Source organism: Mycolicibacterium sp. CBM1, from assembly GCF_054073305.1.
On sequence record NZ_JBSXPP010000009.1, the window covers coordinates 177,030 to 200,667 of the forward strand.

A 23,638-nucleotide genomic window follows, 5' to 3' on the forward strand; every position below is an offset into this window, starting at 1 on the left:
CAAGTGAAGGGATTTTGTGATGCCTCAGTTCCGAAGGTGGCGCAGGGGCTTCGCCGCCACCGCCGCCGTCATCGTCGCGGTCATGCTCGCCGCGGGTGTGCTCACCTCGTGCGGGTCGGCCAAGAACGATGCGCCGGCCGCCGGCGTGACTATCAGCCACAAGTTCGGCGAGACGAAGGTGCCCGCCAACCCCACGCGGGTGGTCACCGTCGGGTGGACCGACCAGGACTTCGTCCTACCGCTCGGCGTGGTCCCGGTCAGCTCCCGCGAGTTCTTCGAGCGCTACAACGACTATCCGTGGGTGCAGAAGGCCACCGCCGGCAAGGGCGTGCCGACCTGGGGCGGGTCGGACTCGATCGACTTCGAGGCGATCGCGGCCCAGAAACCCGATCTGATTCTGGCCATCTACGAATCGATCGACAAGCCGACCTACGACCGGCTCTCCAGCATCGCGCCCACCGTCGTTCAGTCCGCCGACTACGCCGACGAGGAAACCCCCTGGAACGTGCAATTGTTGACCACCGGTAAGGCGCTCGGGAAAGAGTCCCAGGCCAAGGAACTCGTCGACAAGGTGCAGGGCCGGATCGACGAGGCCCGCAAGGCGCACCCCGAGTTCGAGGGCAAGACGCTAGTGGTCGACTTCGGTCCGGAGAACGGCGGCCATTATCTGTTGCCCGCCAAGGACCCCCGCCGGTCGCTGTTCACCGCGCTGGGTTTCAAGACCCAGGATGTCGACGGTGACGTCAGCGAGGAGCGGCTGGATCTGCTCGACCGCGACGTGTTGTTCGTCAACGGCGCCACCAAGGAGCAGATGTTGGCGTCCCCGGCGTTCGCGCGGCTGGGTGTCGTGCGCGACGACCGCACCCTCTACACCAGCTTCGATTCCAACCTCAGCGGGGCGCTGACCTACAGCGGTCCCGACGCGATGTTGTACGCGCTCGACGTGCTGACCCCTCAGCTCGCGAACGCGCTCAACGGCCGTCCGGTCGCCGACCTGGCCAACGCCTGAACCCTGCTCGATACCCAGCTCGAAAACACCGATGCCCGCCGGATCTCCGGCGGGCATCGGTGTTTGCGTATCTAGGTATCCCGGCGTGCCAGCTCGGCGGCGATCAGTGGGCCGAGCCGCTCCAGGACGGTGGCGTCCATCAGTGCTGAGTGCCTGCAGTCCAGTTCCACCACCCGAAGCTCGCCACCGACGTGCTCGGGCCAGCCGTGCGAGGCGACGCCACGCAGATCCATCTCCAGCACCGTGGCGTCGACGAAGAAGACGTCACCGTCGTAACGGCCGTAGTCGGCGCGTGAGGTGAATCGCTCGGCGGCGACGTAGTTCTCGATGACGTGCCCGATCTGGGTGTCGTCGAGCACGGCGATGGCATCGCCGCTGGAGCGCACCAGGTGAACCGCGTCGGGCACCGTCAGCACGGCGTCCGGCTCGACCGGGAAACCCATCTCGCGCAGCAGACGTCCCAGCATCGCCGTCGCGTCGAACGGCTCCGGTGCGGCGTCGTCGGTCCGCGCATCCAGCATTCCGACGAACGTGACCTCTCGGCCCCGCCGGGTCAACTCCCGTGCGACGAGTAGTGCCATCGACCCGCCGAACGACCAGCCGAGAAGCCGAACCGGACCGTCCGGGGCCACCGCGGCCACTGCGTCGGCGTACTCCCGGGCCAGCTCGTCGATGGTGTCCGGTAGCCGCCCGGTGGAGAACAGCGGCGACTGCAGCCCGTACAGCGGGATCTCCTCGGGCAGATACGGTTTCAGCCCGGCGAACTGCCAGCTGAGCCCGCCCGCGGGGTGCAGGCAGAACAGCGGTGGCTGCGTGCCCGACGCCCGCAGCGCCAGGACCGGAGCCAAACTGTTCGCGCTCAGGTTCCCGGTGAGCAGTGCGGCGACGTCGGCGACGCTGGGTGCGGCCATCAGCTCGGCCACCCCGACGTCGACGCCGAACTCGCGCCGGATCGCCGCGGCCAGCCGCATCAGGAGCAGAGAGTGCCCACCCAGGGCGAAGAAGTCGGCGTCGACCGTCGCGACCGGGACCCCGAGCACCTCGCCGAACAGCTCACACAGCCGGGCCTGCTCGGGTGTGGACGGCGCCTGGCCGGTCTGTGTGCCGAACTCCGGTTCGGGAAGGGCGTTTCGATCGAGCTTGCCGCTGGGCGTCAGTGGGAACGCCTCGACGGTGACGAACGCCGAAGGCACCATGTGCGCCGGCAACATCGAAGTGGCGTGCGCCCTGATCGACCGGTCGTCCGGCGCGCCGGTCGGCAGGTAGTAGGCCACCAGGCGATCGCCGCGCACGACGACGCGCGCGGACAACACGGCGGCGTGCGCGGCCAGCACCGATTCGATCTCGCCGGGTTCGATGCGTACCCCGCGCAGCTTGATCTGTTCGTCGCTGCGGCCCAGGTACTCCAGGTCGCCGCCGGCACGCCTGCGCACCACGTCGCCGGTCCGGTACATGCGCTGACCGGTGTCGAAGGGGCTGGCCACGAAGCGGTCCGCGGTCATGGCGTGTCGGCCCAGGTAGCCATCCGCCAATTGCACGCCCGCCAAATACAATTCGCCGGGTGTACCGGCTGGCACCGGTTCGAGGTAGCCGTCGAGCACGTAGGCACGCACGTTCCAGCCCGGCGTCCCGAGAGCGGGCGGACCGCCGTCGAAGGTCCAGCCGAGCACGTCCACCGCCGCCTCGGTGGGGCCGTACAGATTGTGCAGCGGCACGTCGAGGACATCGGCGAAGCGGCGGGCCAACTCCCAGCTGAGCGCTTCACCGCCCACCGTCACCCGGGTCAGCGACCGGCACCCGGCCGAACGGGGCTCCTCGAGGAACATCTCGAGCATCGACGGCACGAAGTCCACCGCGGTGACGGATTGCGCGACAATCGTTTCGGCGAGGTACGCGGGGTCGCGGTGCCCACCGGGGCGGGCCATCACCAGCGTCGCCCCGACACTGAGCGGCCAGAACACCTCCCAGACCGAGGTGTCGAAGCTGATCGGCGTCTTCACCAGCATCCGGTCGCCGCCGTCCAGCGGGTAGGCGTGCTGCAACCAGGCGACGCGGTTGGTGATCGCGGCATGGGACACCGCGACACCCTTGGGCCGTCCGGTGGAGCCCGAGGTGTAGAGCACATAGGCCCACGCCGAGGGATGCACCGGGGCGAGCGTGCCGGGCGGCTGGTCGCGGCGCGCCGCGCGGACCGTGGCCGCGTCGTCGACGATCGCCACCGGTGCGGCGTCGTCGATCATGTACTGCAGTCGATCCGGCGGGTAATCGGTATCGAGCGCAAGGAACGCCGAACCCGTCTTCGCGACGGCCAGCAGGGTGACGATCTGCTCCACCGAACGCGGCAGCCGCACGCCCACCGCACTGCCCGCACCGGCACCCGCCTCGATCAGCCTGGCGGCCAGCCGATCCGACCAGTCATCGAGCTCGGCGTAGGACAGCTCGCCGTCGTCGGCTTTGACGGCGAGCGCCTCGGGTGTGCGCCGCGCTTGGCGGGTCACCAGTGCGGCCAGCGGCAGACGGTCAAGATCGTGGCCGGTGTCGTTGGCGGCGTAGACGAGTAGGTCGCGTTCGTCGTCGTCGAGCACGCTGATGGCGCTGATCGGCGCCGTGGTCTCGGTGACGGCCCGGCCCAGCAGGGTGACGAGTCGGTGGGCGAGGACACGCACCGTGGCCTCGTCGAAGAGATCCGCGCTGTATTCGGCCATGATGACCGCGTCGTCACCGTCGATGAGGGTGAAACCCAGGTCGAACATGGCTGCCGTCACCGGCGGTTCGTGCCAGCGGGTGGGCAGCCCGAGCATGGCGGCGGGCTCGCCCTCACGCCGGTGATAGCCCAGGAAGACGTTGAACAGCGGGTTGCGGCCCGGTACCCGAGGCGGGTTGAGGTCTTCGACCAGCTGCTCGAACGGCAGGTCCTGATGGGCGAACGCCGCGAGGTCACCGGCCCGCACGCGGGCCAGCAGCTCGTCGAAGGTGGGGGTGTCGGCCACGTCGGTGCGCAGCACCACGGTGTTGACGAAGAAGCCGATCACCTCGTTGAGGGCTGCTTCGTCCCGCCCGGCGACCGGTGTGCCGATGACGATGTCGGTGCCTGCACCGAGGCGGTGTAGCAGCACCACCACTGCCGCGTGTACCACCATCAGCATGCTGACGCCCCGGTCGCCGGCCAGATCGCGCAGCGCAGCAAGGGTTTCGGCGGGTAGTTCGACCTGGAGTGTGCCGCCCAACCCGGTGGGCCGGGCCGGCCTGGGACGGTCGATGGGCAGGCTCAGCTCGTCGGGGGCGCCGGCCAGCGTCTCCCGCCAGAACTGCCGCTGCCGGTCGCCGACCTCGGCCAGCACCGCACGCTGCCAGAGGGTGTAGTCCGCGTAGTGGACGTCCAGCGGAGCCAGTGCCGGCGGTATGCCGGCCGCGCGAGCACGATACGCCGCGTTGAGGTCGGTGATCAGCGGTGTGTCCGACCACTCGTCGGTCGCGATGTGGTGCAACAGAACCACGATGGTGTGATCGTCCGGCCCGGTCTGGAACACGCTGACGCGCAGCGGAATCTCGGTGGACAGATCGAAGTGGTGCTCGATCGCGACCGCGACTCGTTCATCGAGATCGGCTGACGCGCACTCGACGACGCCGAGCGGTATCTCGGTGCCCGTGGGCCGGACCTGCTGGTGGAACTCCCCGTCGGCCGCATCGAACACTGTGCGCAGCGACTCGTGCCGGTCGACCACGTCGCCGACGGCCCGACGCAACGCGTCGATGTCGAGGGGCCCGCTGATGCTGAACACCAGTGGATAGTTGTATGCCACCCCGGTTTCGCCGAGTCGGTCCAGGATCAGCAGCCGGGCTTGGGCGGGGGAGGCGGGGATGCGCTGCGGGCGTGCGGCGGCCACCAGCGGCGGACGGGGAGACTCCGCCGGTCGGCCGGCAACGAGGACAGCCAACTCGGCGACGGTGGGCGCGTCGAAGACGTCGCGCAGGGTGATCGCCGCGCCCAGGGCCGAGCGCACCCGGTTGATCAGCCGGATGCTGAGTAGGGAGTGCCCGCCGAGGTCGAAGAAGTCGGCGTCGGCCCCCACCTCGTCGAGGCCGAGCACCTCGGCGAACAACGTGCACAACGTCTCTTCGGTGGCCGTCGCCGGTGCCCTGCTGCCGGTGTCGCGCGGCGTCGTATCCAGGTCGGGCAGGGCTCGCACGTCGAGTTTCCCGTTGTCGGTCAACGGCAGCTCGCCGACCTCGGCGATGGCCGAGGGCACCATGTAGGCAGGCAGTGTCTGCTTGAGGTACTGGCGCAGCTCGGTGGTGATGTCGACTCCGGTGTCTGCGCTGTCGCTGGTGACGACGTAGCCGATCAATCGATGTGAACCGGATGTGTTCGGGTCGGGCCGCGCGACGACGGCGGCATGCCGCACTCGTGGATGCGCGGCCAGCGCGCTTTCCACATCGCCGGGTTCGACGCGGTAGCCGCGGATCTTGACCTGATGGTCGCTGCGGCCGAGGAACTCGAAGTTGCCGTCGGCTCGGCGCAGCACGACGTCGCCGGTGCGGTACATCCGCCCGGGTGCGAACGGATCGGCGACGAAACGCTCGGCGCTCAGGCCGGGCCGGTTGAGGTAGCCGCGAGCCAGTCCGGCGCCGGCGATGTACAGCTCACCGGGTCTTCCGTCCGGCACCGGCCGCAACCACGGGTCCAGCACATGGGCGCGGGTGTTCCAGATCGGTTGCCCGACCGTCGGTGTCGCGCTGTCGTCGGTGCCGCCCCCGAGAGTGTTGATCGTGTACTCGGTGGGGCCGTAGAGGTTGTAGCCGTAGCTCGTATCGCTGTTGCGCAATTCCTCCCACACCGCCGCCGAGACCGCCTCACCGCCGAGCAGCACCAACACCGGCGGATGGCCCTCGGTGTCGAGCAGACCCTGCTCGAACAACAGCCCGGCGTAGGTGGGGGTCACGTTGACGACGTCGATGCGGTGCCGGTGGCAGTAGGCCACCAGTGCGGTGGCGTCGCGGCGCAGTTCCTCGTCGCAGATGTGCACCTCGTGGCCTTCGATGAGCCACAGCAGTTCCTCCCATGACATGTCGAAGGAGAACGACACCGTATGCGCGATCCGCAGCCTGCGTCCGCCCGCCTTGGCGATGGCCGGCGCAAAGATCGCCTCGCGGTGGTTGAGATGCATGTTGGTCAGGCCGCGGTGGGCAGTGACGACGCCCTTCGGCTTGCCTGTCGACCCGGAGGTGTAGATCAAGTAGGCAGGGTCATCGGGGTGTGGCACTGCCGGAGCCCAGTCAGGCTGTGGTGCAGGCAATTCCGAATCCTCGCCGAGGATCTCGACGTCGCACGATCCGGCCAGGGCGGCGATCCGGTCGGCGGTCGCCGGTGTGGTCAGCACGCACGCCGGCCCTGCGTCGTCGAGCATGATCGCCAGTCGCTCGTCGGGATAGTCGAGTTCCAGCGGTAGATACGCAGCACCGGCCCGAAGCACCGCGAACAGTGCCACCACGGTGTCAATGGAGCGCGGAATGGCCAGCGCCACGGTGCATTCGCGGCCGATGCCGCGCTGCTGCAGCGACCAGGCCAGCCGGTCGATCCGGTCGTCGAGCTGGCGGTAGTCCACCCGCTGGTCGCCGCAGACCAGCGCCGTCGCGGCGTCGGTGCGGTGTTCGGCCAGCAGGTCGCAGACGGTGACCGGCGGCACCGGGTGCCGGGTCGCATCGTCCCGCTGTGCGAGGGCGGTCTGCTCACCGGGTAATACCAGTGGCACGGCCACCAGAGTGGCGGTGGGTTGCTCGCCCAGGTGCAGGACGGCCTGGCGGAGCCGGTCCAGCAGTCGCTGGGCGTGCGCGCGCTCGACGACGTCTGGGCGGTACTCCAGCTTGACCCACAGCTGCCGACCCGGGGAGGCCACCCAGGTCAGGGGATAGTGCGACGCGTCGACCGAGTCGTGGCCGACGATTCCGTGTTCGGTCTCCAGGTCGGTGAAGGTGTCGTCGTCCAGGAAGTTCTGCAGCACGTAGAGGCTGTCGAACAGCGGGGCGGCGCTCCCCGCCGCGCGCTGGATGTCGCCCAGACCGAGGTACTCGTGGTCCATCAGCGTGAGCCGGTCGGACTGTACGGTGCGGGCGGTTTCGGCGGCTGTACGCCGCGGGTCCAGCCGTACCCGGGTGGGAACGGTGTTGAGGAACAGCCCGATCACCTCGTCGATGCCGTCCAGCTCGGTGGGGCGGCCGGCGACTGTCGATCCGAAGACCACGTCGGCCGAACCGGTTTCATAGCCCAACACCAGCGCCAGCGCCGTACTGATCAGCGCGTTGAGCGTGACGCCGCTGTCGCGGGCAGCCTGGCGCAGCGCTGTGGTCTGTTCCTCGGTGAGGGTGAAATCGAGCCGCAGCGCCAGGCTCGGTTCGGTGCCGACCGCCGAAGGCACCACCAGGGTCGGTGCCGCCAGCCCGGTCAGCGCTTCGGCCCAGTGCCGCGCCGAGTCCTCGCGGTCCCGCCTGTCGAGCCAGCGCAGGTAATCGTCGAATCCCGCGGCGGGAAGGGGCAGTTCGGCGGCGACGCCGGTCCGGGCAGCGGTGTACTCGCTGAACAACTCCCGTAGCAGGTGCTCGCGCGACCAGCCGTCCAGGAGCAGGAAGTGGTAGCTGAAGATCAGCCGGTCGCCCCGGCCGGTCCGGATCACGGTGAGCCGGGCCAACGGCGGGGAACCGAGGTCGAAGGTGCGCAGCCGGTCGGCTGCGGTGATCTCCCCGACGCGGGTATCCATCTGTGCGGGCGGCAGCCCGCTGAGGTCGACCACCTCCGGCTCGACCGGTGGCGCCAGCGCGATGGCAGCCACCGGCTGCGGCAATTCGTCGGCATGGAAGCCCGAGCGCAGTACCGGGTTTCGGCGCATCACCGCGGTGTAGGCCGTGCGCAGCGCCGCCACGTCGACGGGCTCGGTGAAGTCGAATACGTTCTGCACGATGTAGACAGCGGTCTGGGAATAGCGCGCCTGGAAATACACGCCTTCCTGCAGCGGCGACAACGGCCAGATCGTCTCCACCGGTCCCGGTGCCGCGCCGGTGACCCGGTCGATGTCGCCTTGGTCCAGCGTGACCAACGGCAGGTCCGACGGAGTCAACCCCGGTGCCGCCGTGTCGTCCACGCCGCGGCCCAACTCGTCGAGCACCGCGGCGAAGTGCGTACCCAACTCGGTGGCGGCGCGCGGGCCCAGCCCGTCCTCGGCGTAGGTCAGGATGGCCCGCAGGGCGGGGCCGTCGGGACCGTCCTCGCAGAATACGTTGACTTCCAACAGGTATGGCGTACCCAGATCAGGGTCGGGTGCCACCCGCAGGGCGCCTTCTTCGGGCGCGGTGGACCAGTCGTCGGTGCTGCCCGCAGGCCAGCGGCCCAGATAGTTGAACAGCACCTGCGGGCCGGGTAGCCGGCCCAGTGCCGCCGCGGTGCGCGCATTGCAGTAGCGCAGCTGCCCGTAGCCCAGTCCACCGTCCGGTGCCGCGCGCAGCTGTTCCTTGACATCCTTGAGCGCGTTCACCAGTTCGGTGGCATCCGTGCCCAGCCGCACCGGTGCGATGGTTGTGAACCATCCGACGGTGCGGGACAGGTCGACGTCCTCGCCCCAGCGGTCGCGGCCGTGCCGCTCGAGGTCGATGGCAAGGGGGGCCGCCGGATCACCGTGCCCCGCCGCCCGCCACCGTGCCACCGCCACGTACAGCGCGGTGAGCAGGGTTTCGGTGACGTCGGCGTTGGCCGACGCCGGGACACTGGTCAGCAACGGCAACGTCTGCGCCGGCGTCAGCCGGACTTCGTGCTCGCGTGTTGCGCCCACCGTGAGCCCGATGGTGTCGGCTTGCGGATCCAGTTCCGCGCCGGGCGCCAACGTCGTGGTCCAGTGCTCGAACTCGGGCAATCGTGCTGTGCTCTGGGCTTGCTCGTTGACCAGCCGGGCATGGGCGCGAATCGACGTGCCCACGGCGGGCAGCCGGGCCCCGGCGTGAGCCGCGCGCAGGTCTTCGAGCAGGGTCGACCACGACACGGCATCGACGGCCAGATGGTGGATCACCAGCAGGAGACGACCCTGCCGATCCGCACCGCGGTCGAACCACACCGCCTGCGCGACGACCCCCGTGTCGGGGTCCAGCCGCCCGGCAGCGGCATCGGATTCGACGCCGATGGCCTCGGAGAACGCGTCCTCGCTCAGCTCGGCGGCGGCCACGCGGTGCAGCGGCAGTACTGCATCGGCGGTTACTTCCAGTGACCACAGCATCGGCGCGGGACGCTGCAGGCGCAACCGCAGCGCATCGTGGCGCGCGGCCACGGCGTCCAGCGCGGACCGAAGCTCGCTCTCGGTCAAGCCGGCGGGCGTCAGCAGCAGCTCGGCCTGGTTCAGCCGGGAGATCGAGCCGCCCAGCTCGGCGAGCCGCTGGACGATCGGGGTCAGCATCACTTCCCCCAGATCCGGTCCGGTGTCCGCCGCGTCGAGCGGGTCCGCGGCACCGCCGCCGGCTGCCTGCGCCAATGCGGCCGGGGTTCGGCAGGTGAACACCTGCTGCGGTGTGATCCGCAGCCCCTCCCGCCGGGCGCGGTTGACCAACTGGATCGCGATGATGCTGTCGCCGCCGACGGCGAAGAAGTCGTCGTCGACACCGACCGCCGCGCTGAGGATTTCGCTGCACAGAGCGGCGATCAGTTCGGCGCCCGCCGTCCCGGCGGCATGCCGGCTCGGGACGCTCTCAGCCGGAGCTGGCAGGCCGGCCCGGTCGAGTTTGCCGTTGACGGTCAGCGGAAGCGTAGCGAGGGTGACGAAGGCCGACGGCACCATGTAGTCGGGCAGGCGTCGGGCCAGTTCCGCGCGTACCTGTGCCAGGTCGGAGCCACCGGGGCCGACCAGGTAGCCGACCAGGCGGGCGCGCCCGTTCTGGTCGGTGTGCACGGCAGCGGCCGCGTTGTCCACACCGGCCAGCGCGGCGAGCGCCGACTCGACCTCGCCGAGTTCGATGCGGTAGCCCCGCACCTTGACCTGGTGGTCGGAGCGACCTAGGTAGACCAGCTCGCCGTCCTCGCCCCACATCGCCGTGTCGCCGCTGCGATAGAGCCGCTCACCGCCGGCATCGAACGGGTTGGCCACGAACCGGCTGGCGGTCAGCGCGGCCCTGCCGAGGTAGCCGCGGGCGACCTGCCCACCGGAAACGTACATCTCACCGACCACGCCGGTCGGCACCGGTCGCAGGTGGCGATCCAGCAGGTGGATAGCCAGGCCGGGGAGGGCGCCGCCGATCACGCTGACATCGCGGTCGGCGTCGGCCGCCGTCAACGGACGGTAGGAGACGTGCACGCAGGTCTCGGTGATCCCGTACATGTTGACCAGTCGCGGTGCGTCGGGCGCGTGGTTGTCATACCAGCCAGCCAGCCGGCTGGTGTCTAGCGCCTCGCCGCCGAAAACGAGGTACCGCAGCGACAATCGCGGCCGCAGCCGCCGGTCTGCCTCGATCAGTGGGTAGAAGGCCGACGGCGTCTGGTTGAGCACGGTGACGTGTTCGTCGCCGAGCAACCGGACGAATCGGTCGGGATCGCGCGCGACCTCCTGGTCGACGAGCACGAGCCGGCCGCCGTGCAGCAGCGCACCCCACAGCTCCCACACCGAGAAGTCGAACGCGGCCGAGTGGAACATCGTCCACACGTCGGTCGAGGAGAAGTCGAAGTGCTCGGCGGCACCGTCGAACAACGCGGCGACGTTGCGATGGGTGACGGCCACCCCCTTCGGAACACCCGTCGATCCGGACGTGTAGATGACGTACGCGGCGTCGTCGGCGTCGACCCGCACTGGCGGCAGCGCACCGGCGGGCCGGGCAGCCGCCTCGCCGACGACTACGATCGGAGCGCTCGCCGCGACGCGGTCGGCCCGGTCGGTGAGTACGCACATCGGGGCGGCGTCGTCGAGAATGTGTCGCAAACGGGCTGGGGGAGAGTCGATGTCGAGCGGAACATAGGTGCCGCCGGCTTTGACGACCGCCAGCAGCCCGACGATGAGGTCGAGTGATCTCGGCAACGCCACCGCAACCGGTGATTCCGGCCCCACCCCCAGCTCGATCAGCGTCGTGGCAACTGCCGACGCCCGTTCGTCGAGCTGGGCGTAGCTGAGCTGATCCGAACCGTGGCTGACCGCCACGGCGTCCGGTGCGCGGCGCACCGCGTCGTCGAACGCGTCGCGCAGCGTGCGGTCCGGGCCACGCCGCGAGGCGGTTTGGCCCCCGAGTCGACGTTCGGCACCGGTGCGAAGATCCAGCGCCGCGACCGCCTGGTCGGGGCGTTCGACGAAGGTGCCCAGTACTGTCTCGACCCGTTCGGCGAAGCGTTCGGCCTGCGCCGCGGTAACCCTGGCGGTGTCGTACTTGATCTCCACGGTCAGCCTCTCGTCGAGGTAGGCGACGAACGCCACCGGATAATGCGGTGCGTCGGTGCCGGTGAATCCGTTGTAGCGCAGTGCATCCGGTGCCAGGTCGGCATCGGAGGCGGCGGCCGGGAAGTTTTCGACGACGACCATGGTGTCGAAGAACTCCCGCACGCCGGCCAGCCGGGCCAGTTCGCGCAAGCCCACATGCTGCGCGTCGAGCAGGCCGGTCTGGACGTCCTGCAGGTCAGCCAGCACCGATTCGAGCGAGTCGTCGGGACGCCAGGACATGGGCACCGGGATGGTGTTGATCAGCAGGCCGACCAGTGACTCGGTGCCGGCCAGGGTGCCGCCGCGCCCGGACACAGTGGAGCCGAGCACCACTCGGTCGCGATCGGTCAGCGTGCCGAGGAGCAGGCCCCACGCGCCGTGCAGGACGGTGCTGAGCGTGAGCCCGCGCTCGCGGGCACGGGTGCCGAGTGCGTCGGTCAGTTCGGCGGACAGCCGCCGGACGACGCTGCGGTGCTCGCCGACCGTGGTGGCGTCGGGGAACAGGACGGTCGGCGCGGCGTCGGCCAGGGCGAGTGACCAGGCTTGGCGGACGCTGTCATGGTCTGCGCCGGTCAGCGCTTCGATGTGGTCGCGCAGCCGCACCGGGGCCGGTGCCGGTGCCGGCCCGGCGCCGACGGCGGCGTTGTAGGACGCGACGATGTCACCGAAGATCACCGGATACGACCAGCCGTCGGCGACGATGTGGTGCAGTGTCTGGATCAGCCGGTGTTCGCCGTCGCTCGCCGACATCAGGGTGTAGCGGACCAGGGGCGGTTGCGCCAGATCGAACGGTTTGGCCAGTTCCGCCGCGGCGATGGCGTCCCACTGCGCCGGCTCGGCGTCGATGGCGCGGAACTCTACGGGGACCTCGCAGAAGACGACCTGAGCCAGGCGCCCGTCGCCCAGCTCCCGGAAGGCCGCCCGCAGCGCCTGGTGCCGGTGCAGGACGGACTCGACGGCGCCGCGCAGGCTCTCGGGGTCGACCGGTCCGGTCAGCTCCGCGATCTGCTGCACCCGGTAGGTGTCGGTGCCCTCGCCGAACGCGCTGTGGAAGTACATCCCCTCCTGCAACGGGAGCAGGGGCAGCACTTCCTCGATCGGCCCGGCCTGCTCCCAGTCGTCGATGTCGTTCTGCGTCACGGTGATCAGCGGGAAATCCGACGGGGTGTGCCCACTCAGCGCGGTGCATCGGGTGAGCGCGGTCAGGGCGTCGGCCCACAGCCGGGCCAGTTGGTGCATATCGGCCGCGTCGAGCAGGCCGCCGGGCCAGGACAGCGTGGCGGTGAGCACCGCGCCATCCGGCCGGTCCTCGGCCAGTGCATTGATCTCCAGTGCCACAGCAGGATTGGTGGGGTCGACGCCTTCGCGCAGGGCGCCGCCGTCTCCCACAGCCTCCCAGTCGCGTCCGCTACCACCGCTGAATCGACCCAGATAGTTGAACAGGATCTGCGGCGCGGACCCGTGTAGCGGTGAGTCCGCGGCCAGGTGGCGCAGCACCCCGTAGCCCAGGCCCGCGTTGGGCACACCGCGCAGCTGCTCCTTGACCGATTTCACCGCGCCGGCCAGAGCCGGCCCCGCGGCAAGCACGTCGTCCCAGTCGACGAGGCCCGGATCGACTCGCACCGGATAGATCGCGGTGAACCAGCCGACGGTGCGGGACAGATCCAACTGCCCGGCCACCACGTCGGTCTCCCGGCCGTGGCCCTCCAGGTTCACCACCGCGGCGGTGTCGCCGGTGTGTCCGCGATCAGCCCGCCAGCGCGCCAGCGCGAGCGCCAGGGTGCTCAGCAGCACGTCGTTGACCCCGCCGTGGAAGCCGGCCGGCACCGCCGACAACAGTGCGGCGCTGACCGGGCTGGGCAGCGAGAAACTGTGGCTGACAACGGTGTCCGCGATGTCGACCGCGGGGTCCAGCGCACGCGCCCCGAGGTTCGGATCCGCGGTGGCCAGCACGGCGCTCCAGTAGTCGGCCTCATCGTCGAAACGGGTTCCAGCCAGTGCGGCGGCCCAGGTTCGGAAGGAGGTCGGCACCGCCTCGGCAGTTGCGGGACGGCCCGCGGCGACGTCCTCCCACGCCCGGGCGAGGTCCTCGCTCAGGATGCGCCAGGACACGCCGTCGATGACCAGGTGGTGGATCACCAGCAACAGCTGACCCGCCTCGCCGGGGACCTCGTGCCACACCGCGCGGAGCATGACGCCGGCGGCGGGATCGAGCTGGGCGGCGGCAGCTGCGGCCGCTGCGGCGACGTCCGGTGCCGCCAGTGGACCGGGTTCCACGCTCAGCGCGGCGCGGGCTTCCTCCTCGGCCGGTGGCACGGTCAACGTCCAGCCGGTGCCGGTGCCGGTGAGGCGGGCCCGCAGCATGCCGTGAGCGGCGAGCATCGTGTCGAGCACCGCCTGCAGTTGTGTCCGGTTCATCCCGGTCGGTGTGCGCAGCACCATCGACTGGTAGAAGCCGCTCAGCGGTGTGGCCGCATCGGCGGTCTCGGCCAGCATCGGTGTCGGCTCGATGATTCCGATCCCGGGATCGGCGGTGAGCGTCGCCGTCGTCGACTCCGCGGCGGCGGCCAGAGCGGCCACGGTTCGCCGCCGGAAGATGTCGCGCGGGGTGATGCGCAGGCCAGCCTTGCGGGCTCGACCGCACACGGCGATCGAGGAGATGCTGTCTCCGCCGAGGGCGAAGAAGTCGTCGTCGATGCCTACCGAGGCGTCCAGTCCGAGCACCGCGGCGACGATGCCGAGCAACGTGGTCTCCTGCGCCGTGCGCGCCGCTCGGCCCGCCCCGCTGACAGCCGCCACCGGTTCCGGGAGGGCAGCGGTGTCCAGCTTGCCGTTGACCGTCAGCGGCAATTCCTCGACCAGGCCGAAGCGGGTCGGCACCATGTAGGCGGGCAGTCGAGCGGTGAGGTAGTCGCGAAGTCCGGTGATGAGCTCGCCATGATTTGTCGACGGATCGTGGGGGATCACGTAGGCGGCAAGGGTTTTCGCCGGCGGATCGCCCGCGCCAGGCCGGACCACGACGGCGCAGCGGGCCACCGCGTCCGCTTCGGCCAGCACCGATTCGACCTCGCCGAGCTCGACCCGGTACCCGCGGATCTTGACCTGGTCGTCGGCGCGGCCCAGGAAGTCGAGGTTGCCGTTGGCGCGCCGGCGGACCAGGTCACCGGTGCGGTACATCCGGTCGCCCGGCACCTGCGGGTCGGCCACCATCGCCGCGGCGGTCAGGCCCGGCCGGTGATGGTAGCCGCGGGCCAGCCCGACGCCGGCGATGTAGAGCTCCCCGACGGCGCCGTCTGGGACGGGCCGCAGCGCTTGGTCGAGGATGTAGGCCCTCGTGTTCCAGATGGGTTGACCGACAGTCGGAGTCGCGCTGTCTGCGGTGCCACCGCCCAGGGTGTTGATGGTGTACTCGGTGGGCCCGTACAGGTTGTAGCCGGCGCAGTCCGGCTGGTCGCGCAGCCGCGACCACACGTGCTCGCTGACCGCCTCGCCGCCCAGCAGCACCAGGGCCGGGACATGACCGGTGTCCGCGCGGTCGGTAGAAGGCGGGCCGGCATCGAGCAGCCCGGCGTCCAGCAGGTGATGAGCGTAGGTCGGGGTGACGTTGACGACGTCGACGCCGTGTTCGTGGCAGTACGCCACCAGTGCCGGGGCGTCACGGCGCAACTCCTCGTCGCAGACGTGCACGGTGTGGCCCTCGATCAGCCAGAACAGCTCTTCCCATGACATGTCGAAGGAGAACGACACGGTATGGGCGATGTTCAGGCGGTCGCGACCGCTCGCAGCGGCCCGCGCGACCGTCGGCGCGAAGATGGCCTCGCGGTGGTTGTAGAACATGTTGGTCAGCCCGGCGTATCCGGTGAGCACACCCTTGGGGCGCCCGGTGGACCCGGAGGTGTAGATCAGGTAGGCCGGGTGCTGCAGTCGCCGGTCGCCGGTGAAGTCGGCGAGTTCGGCGGCGGTCAGCGGATGCGATTCGGTCGCCGCGACGGCCGGGTCGTCGACGGTGAGCACGTTCGCACCGGTACGGCGCGCGCAGTCGCTCAGTTCGGCAGCGAGGATACCGTCGACGCTGTCGGTGGTGAGCAGCAGCACCGGATGCGCGTCGTCGATGATCGTGCGCAACCGGTCGATGGGCAGATCGAGTTCCAGCGGCAGGTACGCCGCACCGGTCCGCAGCACCGCGAACAGTGCGATGACCATCTCCGCCGACCGCGGCAGGGCGAGGGCCACAAAGGTTTCCGGCCGTGCTCCGTGCTGGCGCAGGAACCGTGCCAGCTGATTGACCCGCTCGTCGAATTCGCCGAAGCGCAGCCGTTGGTCGCCGAATACCAAGGCGGTGGCCTCCGGGTCGCGGGCCGCGCGCTGGGCCAGCAGCTCGGCGACGGTGACGTCGTCGAGGTGGTGCTCGGTAGCCGACCACCGGCGCTGCAGCTCGGCTCGCCGGTCGGTGCCGATGAGTTCGATGCCACCGACGGCGCCGCCGGGGTCCGCGGCCACCGCCGCGAGGGCCACTAACAGTTGGTCGACCATGTCACGGGCCCGGTCATCGCCGACGACCCGGTACTCGAGCTTCACGGTGAGCTCGCGGCCCGGGGTGAGCACCCAGGTCAGTGGGAAGTGCGTGGTGTCGTGGTAGTTCACGGCGTCGATGCCGTGCGCGGACTCCAGGTCGCTGAAGGTGTCGTCGTCGAGGAAATTCTGCAGGACCAGCAGCGAGTCGAACAGTGCCGCGGCCGAATCGCCCGCCGCGCGCTGGATCTGGCCCAGCCCGAGGTGGTCGTGGCGCATCATCGAGATCCGCTGCTCGTCGATGCCGCGGATCACCGCAGCCGCCGAACGGGCGGGGGACAGGTCCACCCGCACCGGAACGGTGTTGAGGAACAATCCGATCGTCTCGTCGATCCCGATCAGTTCGCCTGGTCGCCCGGCGACGGTGGTGCCCAATACGACGTCGGCGCTGCCGGCCTGGTAGCCGGTGACCATGGCCAGGGCGGTGGTGACCACCGAATTCAACGTCACCCCAAGCTCGTTGGCCCTGCTCTGCAGCTGCTCAGTGAGCGTCGCGGGCACCGTCACCACGATCCGGCCCGGCTCGGTGTCCGCTGCCGCATCGGGCTGGCCGGGCGGTACACCGGTGGCCAGCGTTGGCTCGGCCAGCCCCGCCAGCAGTGCGCGCCAGGCGTCGGTGGCGTCCGCGTCGCCGACGGCATCCAGCCAGTTCAGGTAACCGAGCACCACGTCGGGGCGCGGCTGTACGGCTCCGGTGCGACCGCCGGAGCCGTACAGCGAGAAGAGCTCTCGCAGCACCAGTTCGCGCGACCAGCCGTCGAACAACAGGAAGTGATAGGTGAACAACAGCCGGTCTCGGCCGTCGGGCAAGCGCAGCAAGGTCAGCCGCAGCAGCGGCGGCGCGGCGACGTCGAACGGGCGGGTGCGGTCGGCGTCGGCGACGGCCGCAGCGGCGGTGCCGGCATCGGGGTCGCCGGACAGGTCGACGACATCGATGTCGCCGGGCACGGCGGCCGCGACCACCTGCACCAGCGCGGTGGCGTCGTCGTCCTCGACAGTGCGGAAGCCCACCCGCAGCTGCGGGTGCCGGCGCAGTAGTGCGGTGAACGCCTGACGCATGGCATCGGCGTCGATGCGGCGATCGAAGTCGAAGGTGTTCTGGGCGATGTAGGTGGCGCCGGCCGCGTCCAGGGTGCTCTGGTAGTAGACGCCCTGCTGCAGCGGTGACATCGCCCAGATGTCCTCGATCTCGGTGCCGGCGTTCAGGCCGACCCGTTCGATGGCGGCGGCGGACAGCCGGACGGTGCCGTACCGGTCGGTCGCGCGGACCGTGGGTATGGCCGAGGAGGTCTGCAGCAGCTCGGCAAGGGCGATGGCGGTCCGCCGGCGGAACACGTCCTCGCCTCTGATGACGTGCCCGGCGCGGGCCAGCCGGCTGGTCAGCCGGATCGCGGCGATGCTGTCGCCGCCGGCGGCGAAGAAGTCGGTGTCGGCGCCGATGGTGTCGCGGCCGAGGACGCCGGCCATGACCTCGACGATCAGACGTTGGTGATCGTCGGCCGGGGCAAGAGGTTCGGTCGGGTCGGTGTCGGCGGGTGCGGCGTAGGTGCGCAGCGCGGTCTTGTCGCGCTTGCCGTTCGGCAGCAGCGGAATCGCGTCGACGACGGTGATACGGCTCGGCATCAGGTGACGTGGCAGGCGGTCGCCGAGCCAGTCCAGCAGCTCGTCCGGGTCGCCGGATACGGCGACCACGAATGCGCTCAGGGTGGCCCCGTCGGCGACGACTGCGGCCTCGCGGACACCCGTGTACGCGGTCAACGCCGCCTCGACCTCGCCGGGTTCCACCCGATGGCCGTTGATCTTCAGCTGGTCGTCGGCGCGGCCGGCGAACACCACCCGGCCGTCGGGGAGCCGGGCCCCGAGGTCGCCGGTCCGGTACATCCGCTGGCCACCGGGAGCGGCGACGAACGCCGCCGCGGTCTGGGCTGGTCGGTGCAGGTAGCCCTGGGCCAGCTGCACGCCGCCGACGTAGATCGCACCGATCGCCCCGACGGGCATATCACCGAGCGCCCCGTCCAGGATCCGGATGTCGGCACCGGGCACTGCCGTTCCCAATGTCGTCGTCCCGGAGTCCTGTTCGCCAGTCAGAACGTCACCGGCGACCTCCGAGGAGCCGTAGGAGTTGACGATCGTCGCCTTGGGGCACGTCGCGCGCAGTGCGGCGACCTGCGCGGCCTCCAGCGGTTCACCGCTGAGGATCCAGCGCCGCACCCCGGCTAGCTCGCCGGGGTGCTCCTCGGCGAGCGCGGTGGCCAGCGACGGCACGGCCAGCACCTGGCCGACTGCATGGTCGGCAATCAGGCCGGCCAACTCGCGGCCGTCGCGGGCGGCGGTGTCGTCGGCTAGTACGACGCAGGCACCGGCCGCCAGCCCGGCAAGCAGCTCGGTGGTGCCGTCGACGAAGGACAGCGAGCTCTTGGCCAGCCGGACCGGTGCCGGCCAGTCGGTGACCGCCCACGCCAGCCGATTGGCCAGTGCACCATGGGTTCCCACCACGGCCTTCGGTTCGCCGGTGGATCCGGAGGTGTACAGCACCGACACCGCGTCGAGCGGTTCCACCTCGACGCGGTCGAAACTCGCGGCCCCGGCAGTGGTGCCGGCCTGCACGACGGCGGTGCCGTCGGGCACGGCACCCGCCACGGCGGCCGCGCCGACGGCGTCGATGAGGATCGCGCGCGGCCGGGCGTGACCGAGCATGAACTCGATCCGGGCCCGGGGGTAGGTCGGGTCGACGGGCAGATAGGCGGCGCCCGCCGAGATGATCGCCCACATGGCGGCTACCAGGTCCGCCGACCGTGCCATCGCCACTGCGACGACGTCACCGCGGCCAACTCCGGAAGCAGCCAGGGATTGCGCGAATTCCGCGGCACGGGAGTCGAGTTCGCCATATGTGAACCGCTGCTGTCCGGCGACCAGCGCGGTCTGGTCGCAGTGGGCCGCGAACGCCTCGGCGAGCAGGTCGGAGACGGTGCGCAGCCCCGGCATGACAGCGGGGACGGGGGCGGTGGCCAGTGCGAGCCTGCCGCACGGCGCGGACGGGTCGGCGGCCAGCGCGGCCAGGACATCGGCGAGCGCGGCGGCGACGGTGTCGGCGAACACGTCGGACACCTGCGCGCGGTCGTTGGTCACGGTGACGCTGACCCGGTCGTGGACAGCCACCATCACGGTCAGCGCGTAATGCGGAGCCTCGACGACCTCAACCTCACCGAGCGCCAGATCGCCGTCCGAATGCTGTGTGGCGCCCAGGTTCTCGATGACCACCAGGGAATCGAACAGCGGATCGACGCCGGCGATGCGGTGTGCCTCGGGAAGCGGGAGGTGATGGTGGTCCATCACCGCCGCTTCGGCCGCGGCGAGTCGTCCGGCGACCGCCACCCCACTCTCGTCGGCCGACCACCGCACCCGCACCGGGACGGTGTTGACGAGCAGACCCACCATGGTGTCGACGCCCCGGACATCTCCATCGCGTCCGGAGACCACGGTCCCGAACTGCACGTCCTCGCTACCGGTCAGCCGTCCGAGGGTGAGCCCCCAGGCGGTGTGCAGCAGGGTGCCGACGGTCACCGAGGCCCGTGCGGACGCGGCCGCCAGTGCGCCGCGGCTACCGAGTGCTACGGTGCGGCGCCCGAATCCGATTGCCGTCAAGCCGGTTCCGTCGACGGCGCTGATGCGCGTCGGGCTGTCGATGCCGGCCAGGACCGGCTCCCACGCGGCCCGATCTGCCTCGGCGTCACGGCTACCGAGCCACTCGACGAAGTCGGCGAATTGCGCTGCGGGACCGTCGAAGTCAGCCCCACGATACGCCGTCAGCAGGTCATCGAAGACGACCGGCACCGACCACCCGTCGGCGACGATGTGGTGCACGGTCTGGATCATGGTGTGCCGGTCGGTGCCACGGCGCACCAGCGTGTAACGGGTCAACGGTGGACACGCCAGATCGAAACGCCGGCTCCGGTCCCGCTCGGCCAGGTGCGCGACCAGCGCCGCGCCGTCCTGATCGCTGCTGTCGGGGTCGGTGTACTCGAAGTCGGGCGCCACGCCGGTGGTGTGGACCGCGACCGGCGTGCCGTCGGCCAGCGTGGTGAACGCCGAGGACAGTGCCCGATGGCGCGCGGCGACCGTCGCGGTGGCGCGTCGGAACCGCTCAACGTCCAGCGGCCCACTGATGTCGACGATTTGTTGCACCACATAGGGATCGTGATGGCGGCTGAACGTGGAGTGGAAGTAGATGCCCTGCTGTGTCGGGGTCAGCGGCAGCACGTCGGACAACTGCGGATAGCCCGATTCCAAGCGGGCGACATCGTCGGCGGTCAGCGCCAGGTGCGCGAAGTCTGACGGCGAGTGCCCGCCCACCCCGTCGGTGGTGGCGATCGCGGTCAGCAGGTCGACCCAGTGTTGTGCCAGTGCACATACCTCGGCCCGCTCGGCGGCGGCGGCCGGCCAGCTGAAAGTGGCGCGCAGCACCGTGCCGTCTTCGCCGCCGACGGCCTCGGCATTGACCTCCAGCAGCCGGGGCAGCGGCATCGCGGGATCGCGGTCCTCCAGCACGGTGTGATCGTCGGTGAACGACCAGTCGCCGCGTCCGGTGTCGAAGCGTCCGAGGTAGTTGAACAGCACCTGCGGGCGGCTGACCAGCGTCTCGTCGCCACGCAGGTAACGCAACGCGCCGTAGCCCAGCCCGTGTGAGGGCACCGAGCGCAGCTGGTCCTTGATCGAGGACACTGCGGCGCCGAGGGCGCGGCCGCCGGTCAGCGCTGCGCGCCAGTCGAATCCGTCGTCCTTGAGGGCGACGGGGTAGAGGGTGGTGAACCAGCCGACGGTCTCCGACAGATCGAGGTCGCCGACATGCTGGCCTTCGCGACCGTGCCCCTCCATCTCCAGGACGAGTGCCCCGTCGTCGTGGCCGTGCTCGCTGCGCCACTGTTGCAGCGCCAGGTAGAGCGCGGCGACCAGGGCGTCGTTGACGTGTCCGTGAATGCGCTCGGGGATCGTGGACAGGATCGTCTCGGTGACGGCGGCGGGCAGTTCGACGGTCAGCCGCTGCTCGGTGGCCACGACGTCGCGACTGGGGTCGTTGCGCTGGCCGTCCCACAGCGGTTGCCGAGTAGCGCAGACCTGCCGCCAGTGCGGCAGTTCGGCGTCGAAGGCGCCGTCGGCCGCCGTGTCGGTGAGGTGCTGCGCCCAGGTCCGCCAGGAGGTTTCGACCACGGGCAACGTGCCGGAGTGGCCGGCCGCCACGAGTGCGTGCGCCGACGCGATGTCCTCGGCCAGGATCCGCAGGGACACTCCGTCGGTGACGATGTGGTGGGCGACGACGAGCAGGCGGCGGGCACCCGGCAGCCAGCCGAAAGCCACCATGACGCCGCCGGTGGGATCCAGCGTGGCGACCAGCCGGTCACGCACGGTCTCGACATCGTCGTCAGAGCCACCGACGATCACCCGAGGCTCGGGCAGCGTCTGCGGTATCGCCAGCCGTGCCGCGGCGCCGTCGGCGGACGCCCACAGCACGTGGTGGCGGGCAAGGACGGCCCCTAGCACGGATCGCAGCGTTTCCTCGTCGAGGCCTGTCGGGGTGGTCAGCGAAACACCTTGGTAGAAGCCGTGCAGTACCGAGCCGTCCTGGCCGCCGATGTCGTCGAGCCAGCGCAGGATCGGGGTGGCCGCGGCCGGACCGGTCGGATCCAGGGCCGGTACGGGCTCGCTGTGGCCGGACCGGGTCAGCATCGGTGCGAGGGATTCGACGGTGCGGTGGGCGAACATGTCGCGGGGCCGCAGCGAGTAGCCCTGTGCGCGAACCCGGCTGACCACGCGGATCGCGACGATGCTGTCACCACCGAGTGCGAAGAAGTCCTCGTCGACACCTACGGTGTCCAGGTCCAGCGCGTCGGCGAAGGCGCGACACAGCACGCTTTCCCGAGGTGTGCGCGGCGGGGTGGCGCTCCGCGTCACCTGCGGCGCGGGCAGCGCGCGACGGTCGGCTTTGCCGTTGGCGGTCAGGGGAATCCGGTCCAGCGCCATGAACAGCGTCGGCACCATGTAGTCCGGCAGCCGCTCGCGGCACCAGTCGCTGATGTCGGCCTCGGTGGTGGGTGTACCGGGGACGGTGGGTGTACCGGGGACATAGTAGGCGACGAGCTGTTCGGTGCCGCCGTGCCGATAGACGTCGACGACCGCCTGGCGTATCGCGGGGTGGTCGCCCAGCGCCGACTCGATCTCCTCGAGCTCGATGCGGCGCCCGCGGATCTTGACCTGATTGTCGGTGCGGCCCAGGAACTCCAGCGACCCGTCGCTGGTCCAGCGGGCCCGGTCGCCGGTGCGGTACATCCGGGATCCGCTGGGGTCGAAGGGGTTCGCGACGAAGCGCGACGCCGTCAACGACGGCGCGTTGACATAACCGCGGCCCAACAGGAAGCCGGCGGCGTACAACTCGCCGCCGACGCCCGGCGGCACCGGGCGCATGTCGTCGTCGAGCACGTAGAGCTGGGTGTGGGGATTGGGCCGCCCGATGGACGTGGCGATCCGCTCCGCGGTGTCGCGGTAGATCACGTGCGAAACACCGATGGTGGCCTCGGCGGGCCCGTAACCGTGGTAGAGCGTGGTGGACAACTGGCGGCGGAATCGGGCGAACAGGCCCGGGGTGAGAACCTCGCCGCCACACCACACATGGCGGAGGACGGCCAGCGCGCTCGGGGCGCCCTCCGCGACGGCGACCCGGTCCAATTCGAGTAGGGTGTCCAGCATTGAGGAGACCAGGTAGACGAACGTCACCCGCTGCGAGCCGATGAGGCCGAGCAGGTATTCGGGATCTTTCTCGCCGCCCGGGTCGGTGACCACCACCCGGCCGCCGCTGATGAGCGGCAGCAGGATCTCGTTGACCGAGATGTCGAAGGACAGCGGCGCCTTGAACAGTGCGGCGTCTTCCGCGCCGAAGCCCAGGATCTGGTCGCGCTGCCAGGCCAGCCGCTCGGCGATGGCCTCGTGGCGGATCATCGCACCCTTGGGCTTGCCGGTGGAACCCGATGTGAAGATCACATAGGCCAGCTGCCCAGGCGCCACCGCGACGTCCGGGGCGCTGGTGGGCAGCGCGGAATGGCCCCAGGAGCCCAGGTCTATCCGCAATACCTTTGCAGCCCAATCTGACTCGTCGTCGGATGTGACGAGCGCGATGGTCGCGCCCGCGTCGGCCAGCACCTGTTCCCGGCGCAGCGCCGGCCACGCCGGATCCAGCGGCACGAACGCCGCACCGGCCGTCATCGCGGCCAGTACACCCACCACCGTCTCGGCCGAGCGGGGAACACCGACGGCGACGACGGCCTCGGACCGGTTGTCCATGGCGCGGATCGCGTGCGCCAGTTGGTTGACTCGGTCACCGAGTTCCCGGTAGGTCAGCCGTCGTTCGCCGTGCACCACCGCGACGGCATCGGGAGTGGCCGCGCACTGGTCGGCGAACAGCGCGGGCACCGTCGAGGTGGACTCGGGCGTGGAGTGGTTGTTCCACTGCTCGAGGAGTTCGACGAGATCCAGTGAGTCTGTGGTCACGAACGTGTGCAACCTCTCGGTGTCGACATCGAATCTTGTTGGGCGGCCGAGCTGCCGGCCGAGCTACCGGCAGAGATGCCGCCGA

The 23,638-nt window shown here is 70.2% G+C and carries 2 protein-coding genes; one reads left to right on the forward strand and one right to left on the reverse strand.

Annotated features, from left to right (window positions below; all coding sequences use genetic code 11):
- Window positions 1-19 precede the first annotated feature (19 nt).
- On the forward strand, window positions 20-1,009 hold the full coding sequence (locus ACXDF8_RS14475; RefSeq protein ID WP_457223950.1) for an iron-siderophore ABC transporter substrate-binding protein: 990 nt from the start codon (window positions 20-22) through the stop codon (window positions 1,007-1,009).
- 71 nt (window positions 1,010-1,080) lie between these two features.
- Here the strand turns inward: ACXDF8_RS14475 and ACXDF8_RS14480 are convergent, their stop codons facing one another.
- Window positions 1,081-23,553 (reverse strand): non-ribosomal peptide synthase/polyketide synthase, encoded by a 22,473-nt coding sequence (locus tag ACXDF8_RS14480; protein WP_457223951.1) that lies wholly within the window; start codon window positions 23,551-23,553, stop codon window positions 1,081-1,083.
- Window positions 23,554-23,638 lie beyond the last annotated feature (85 nt).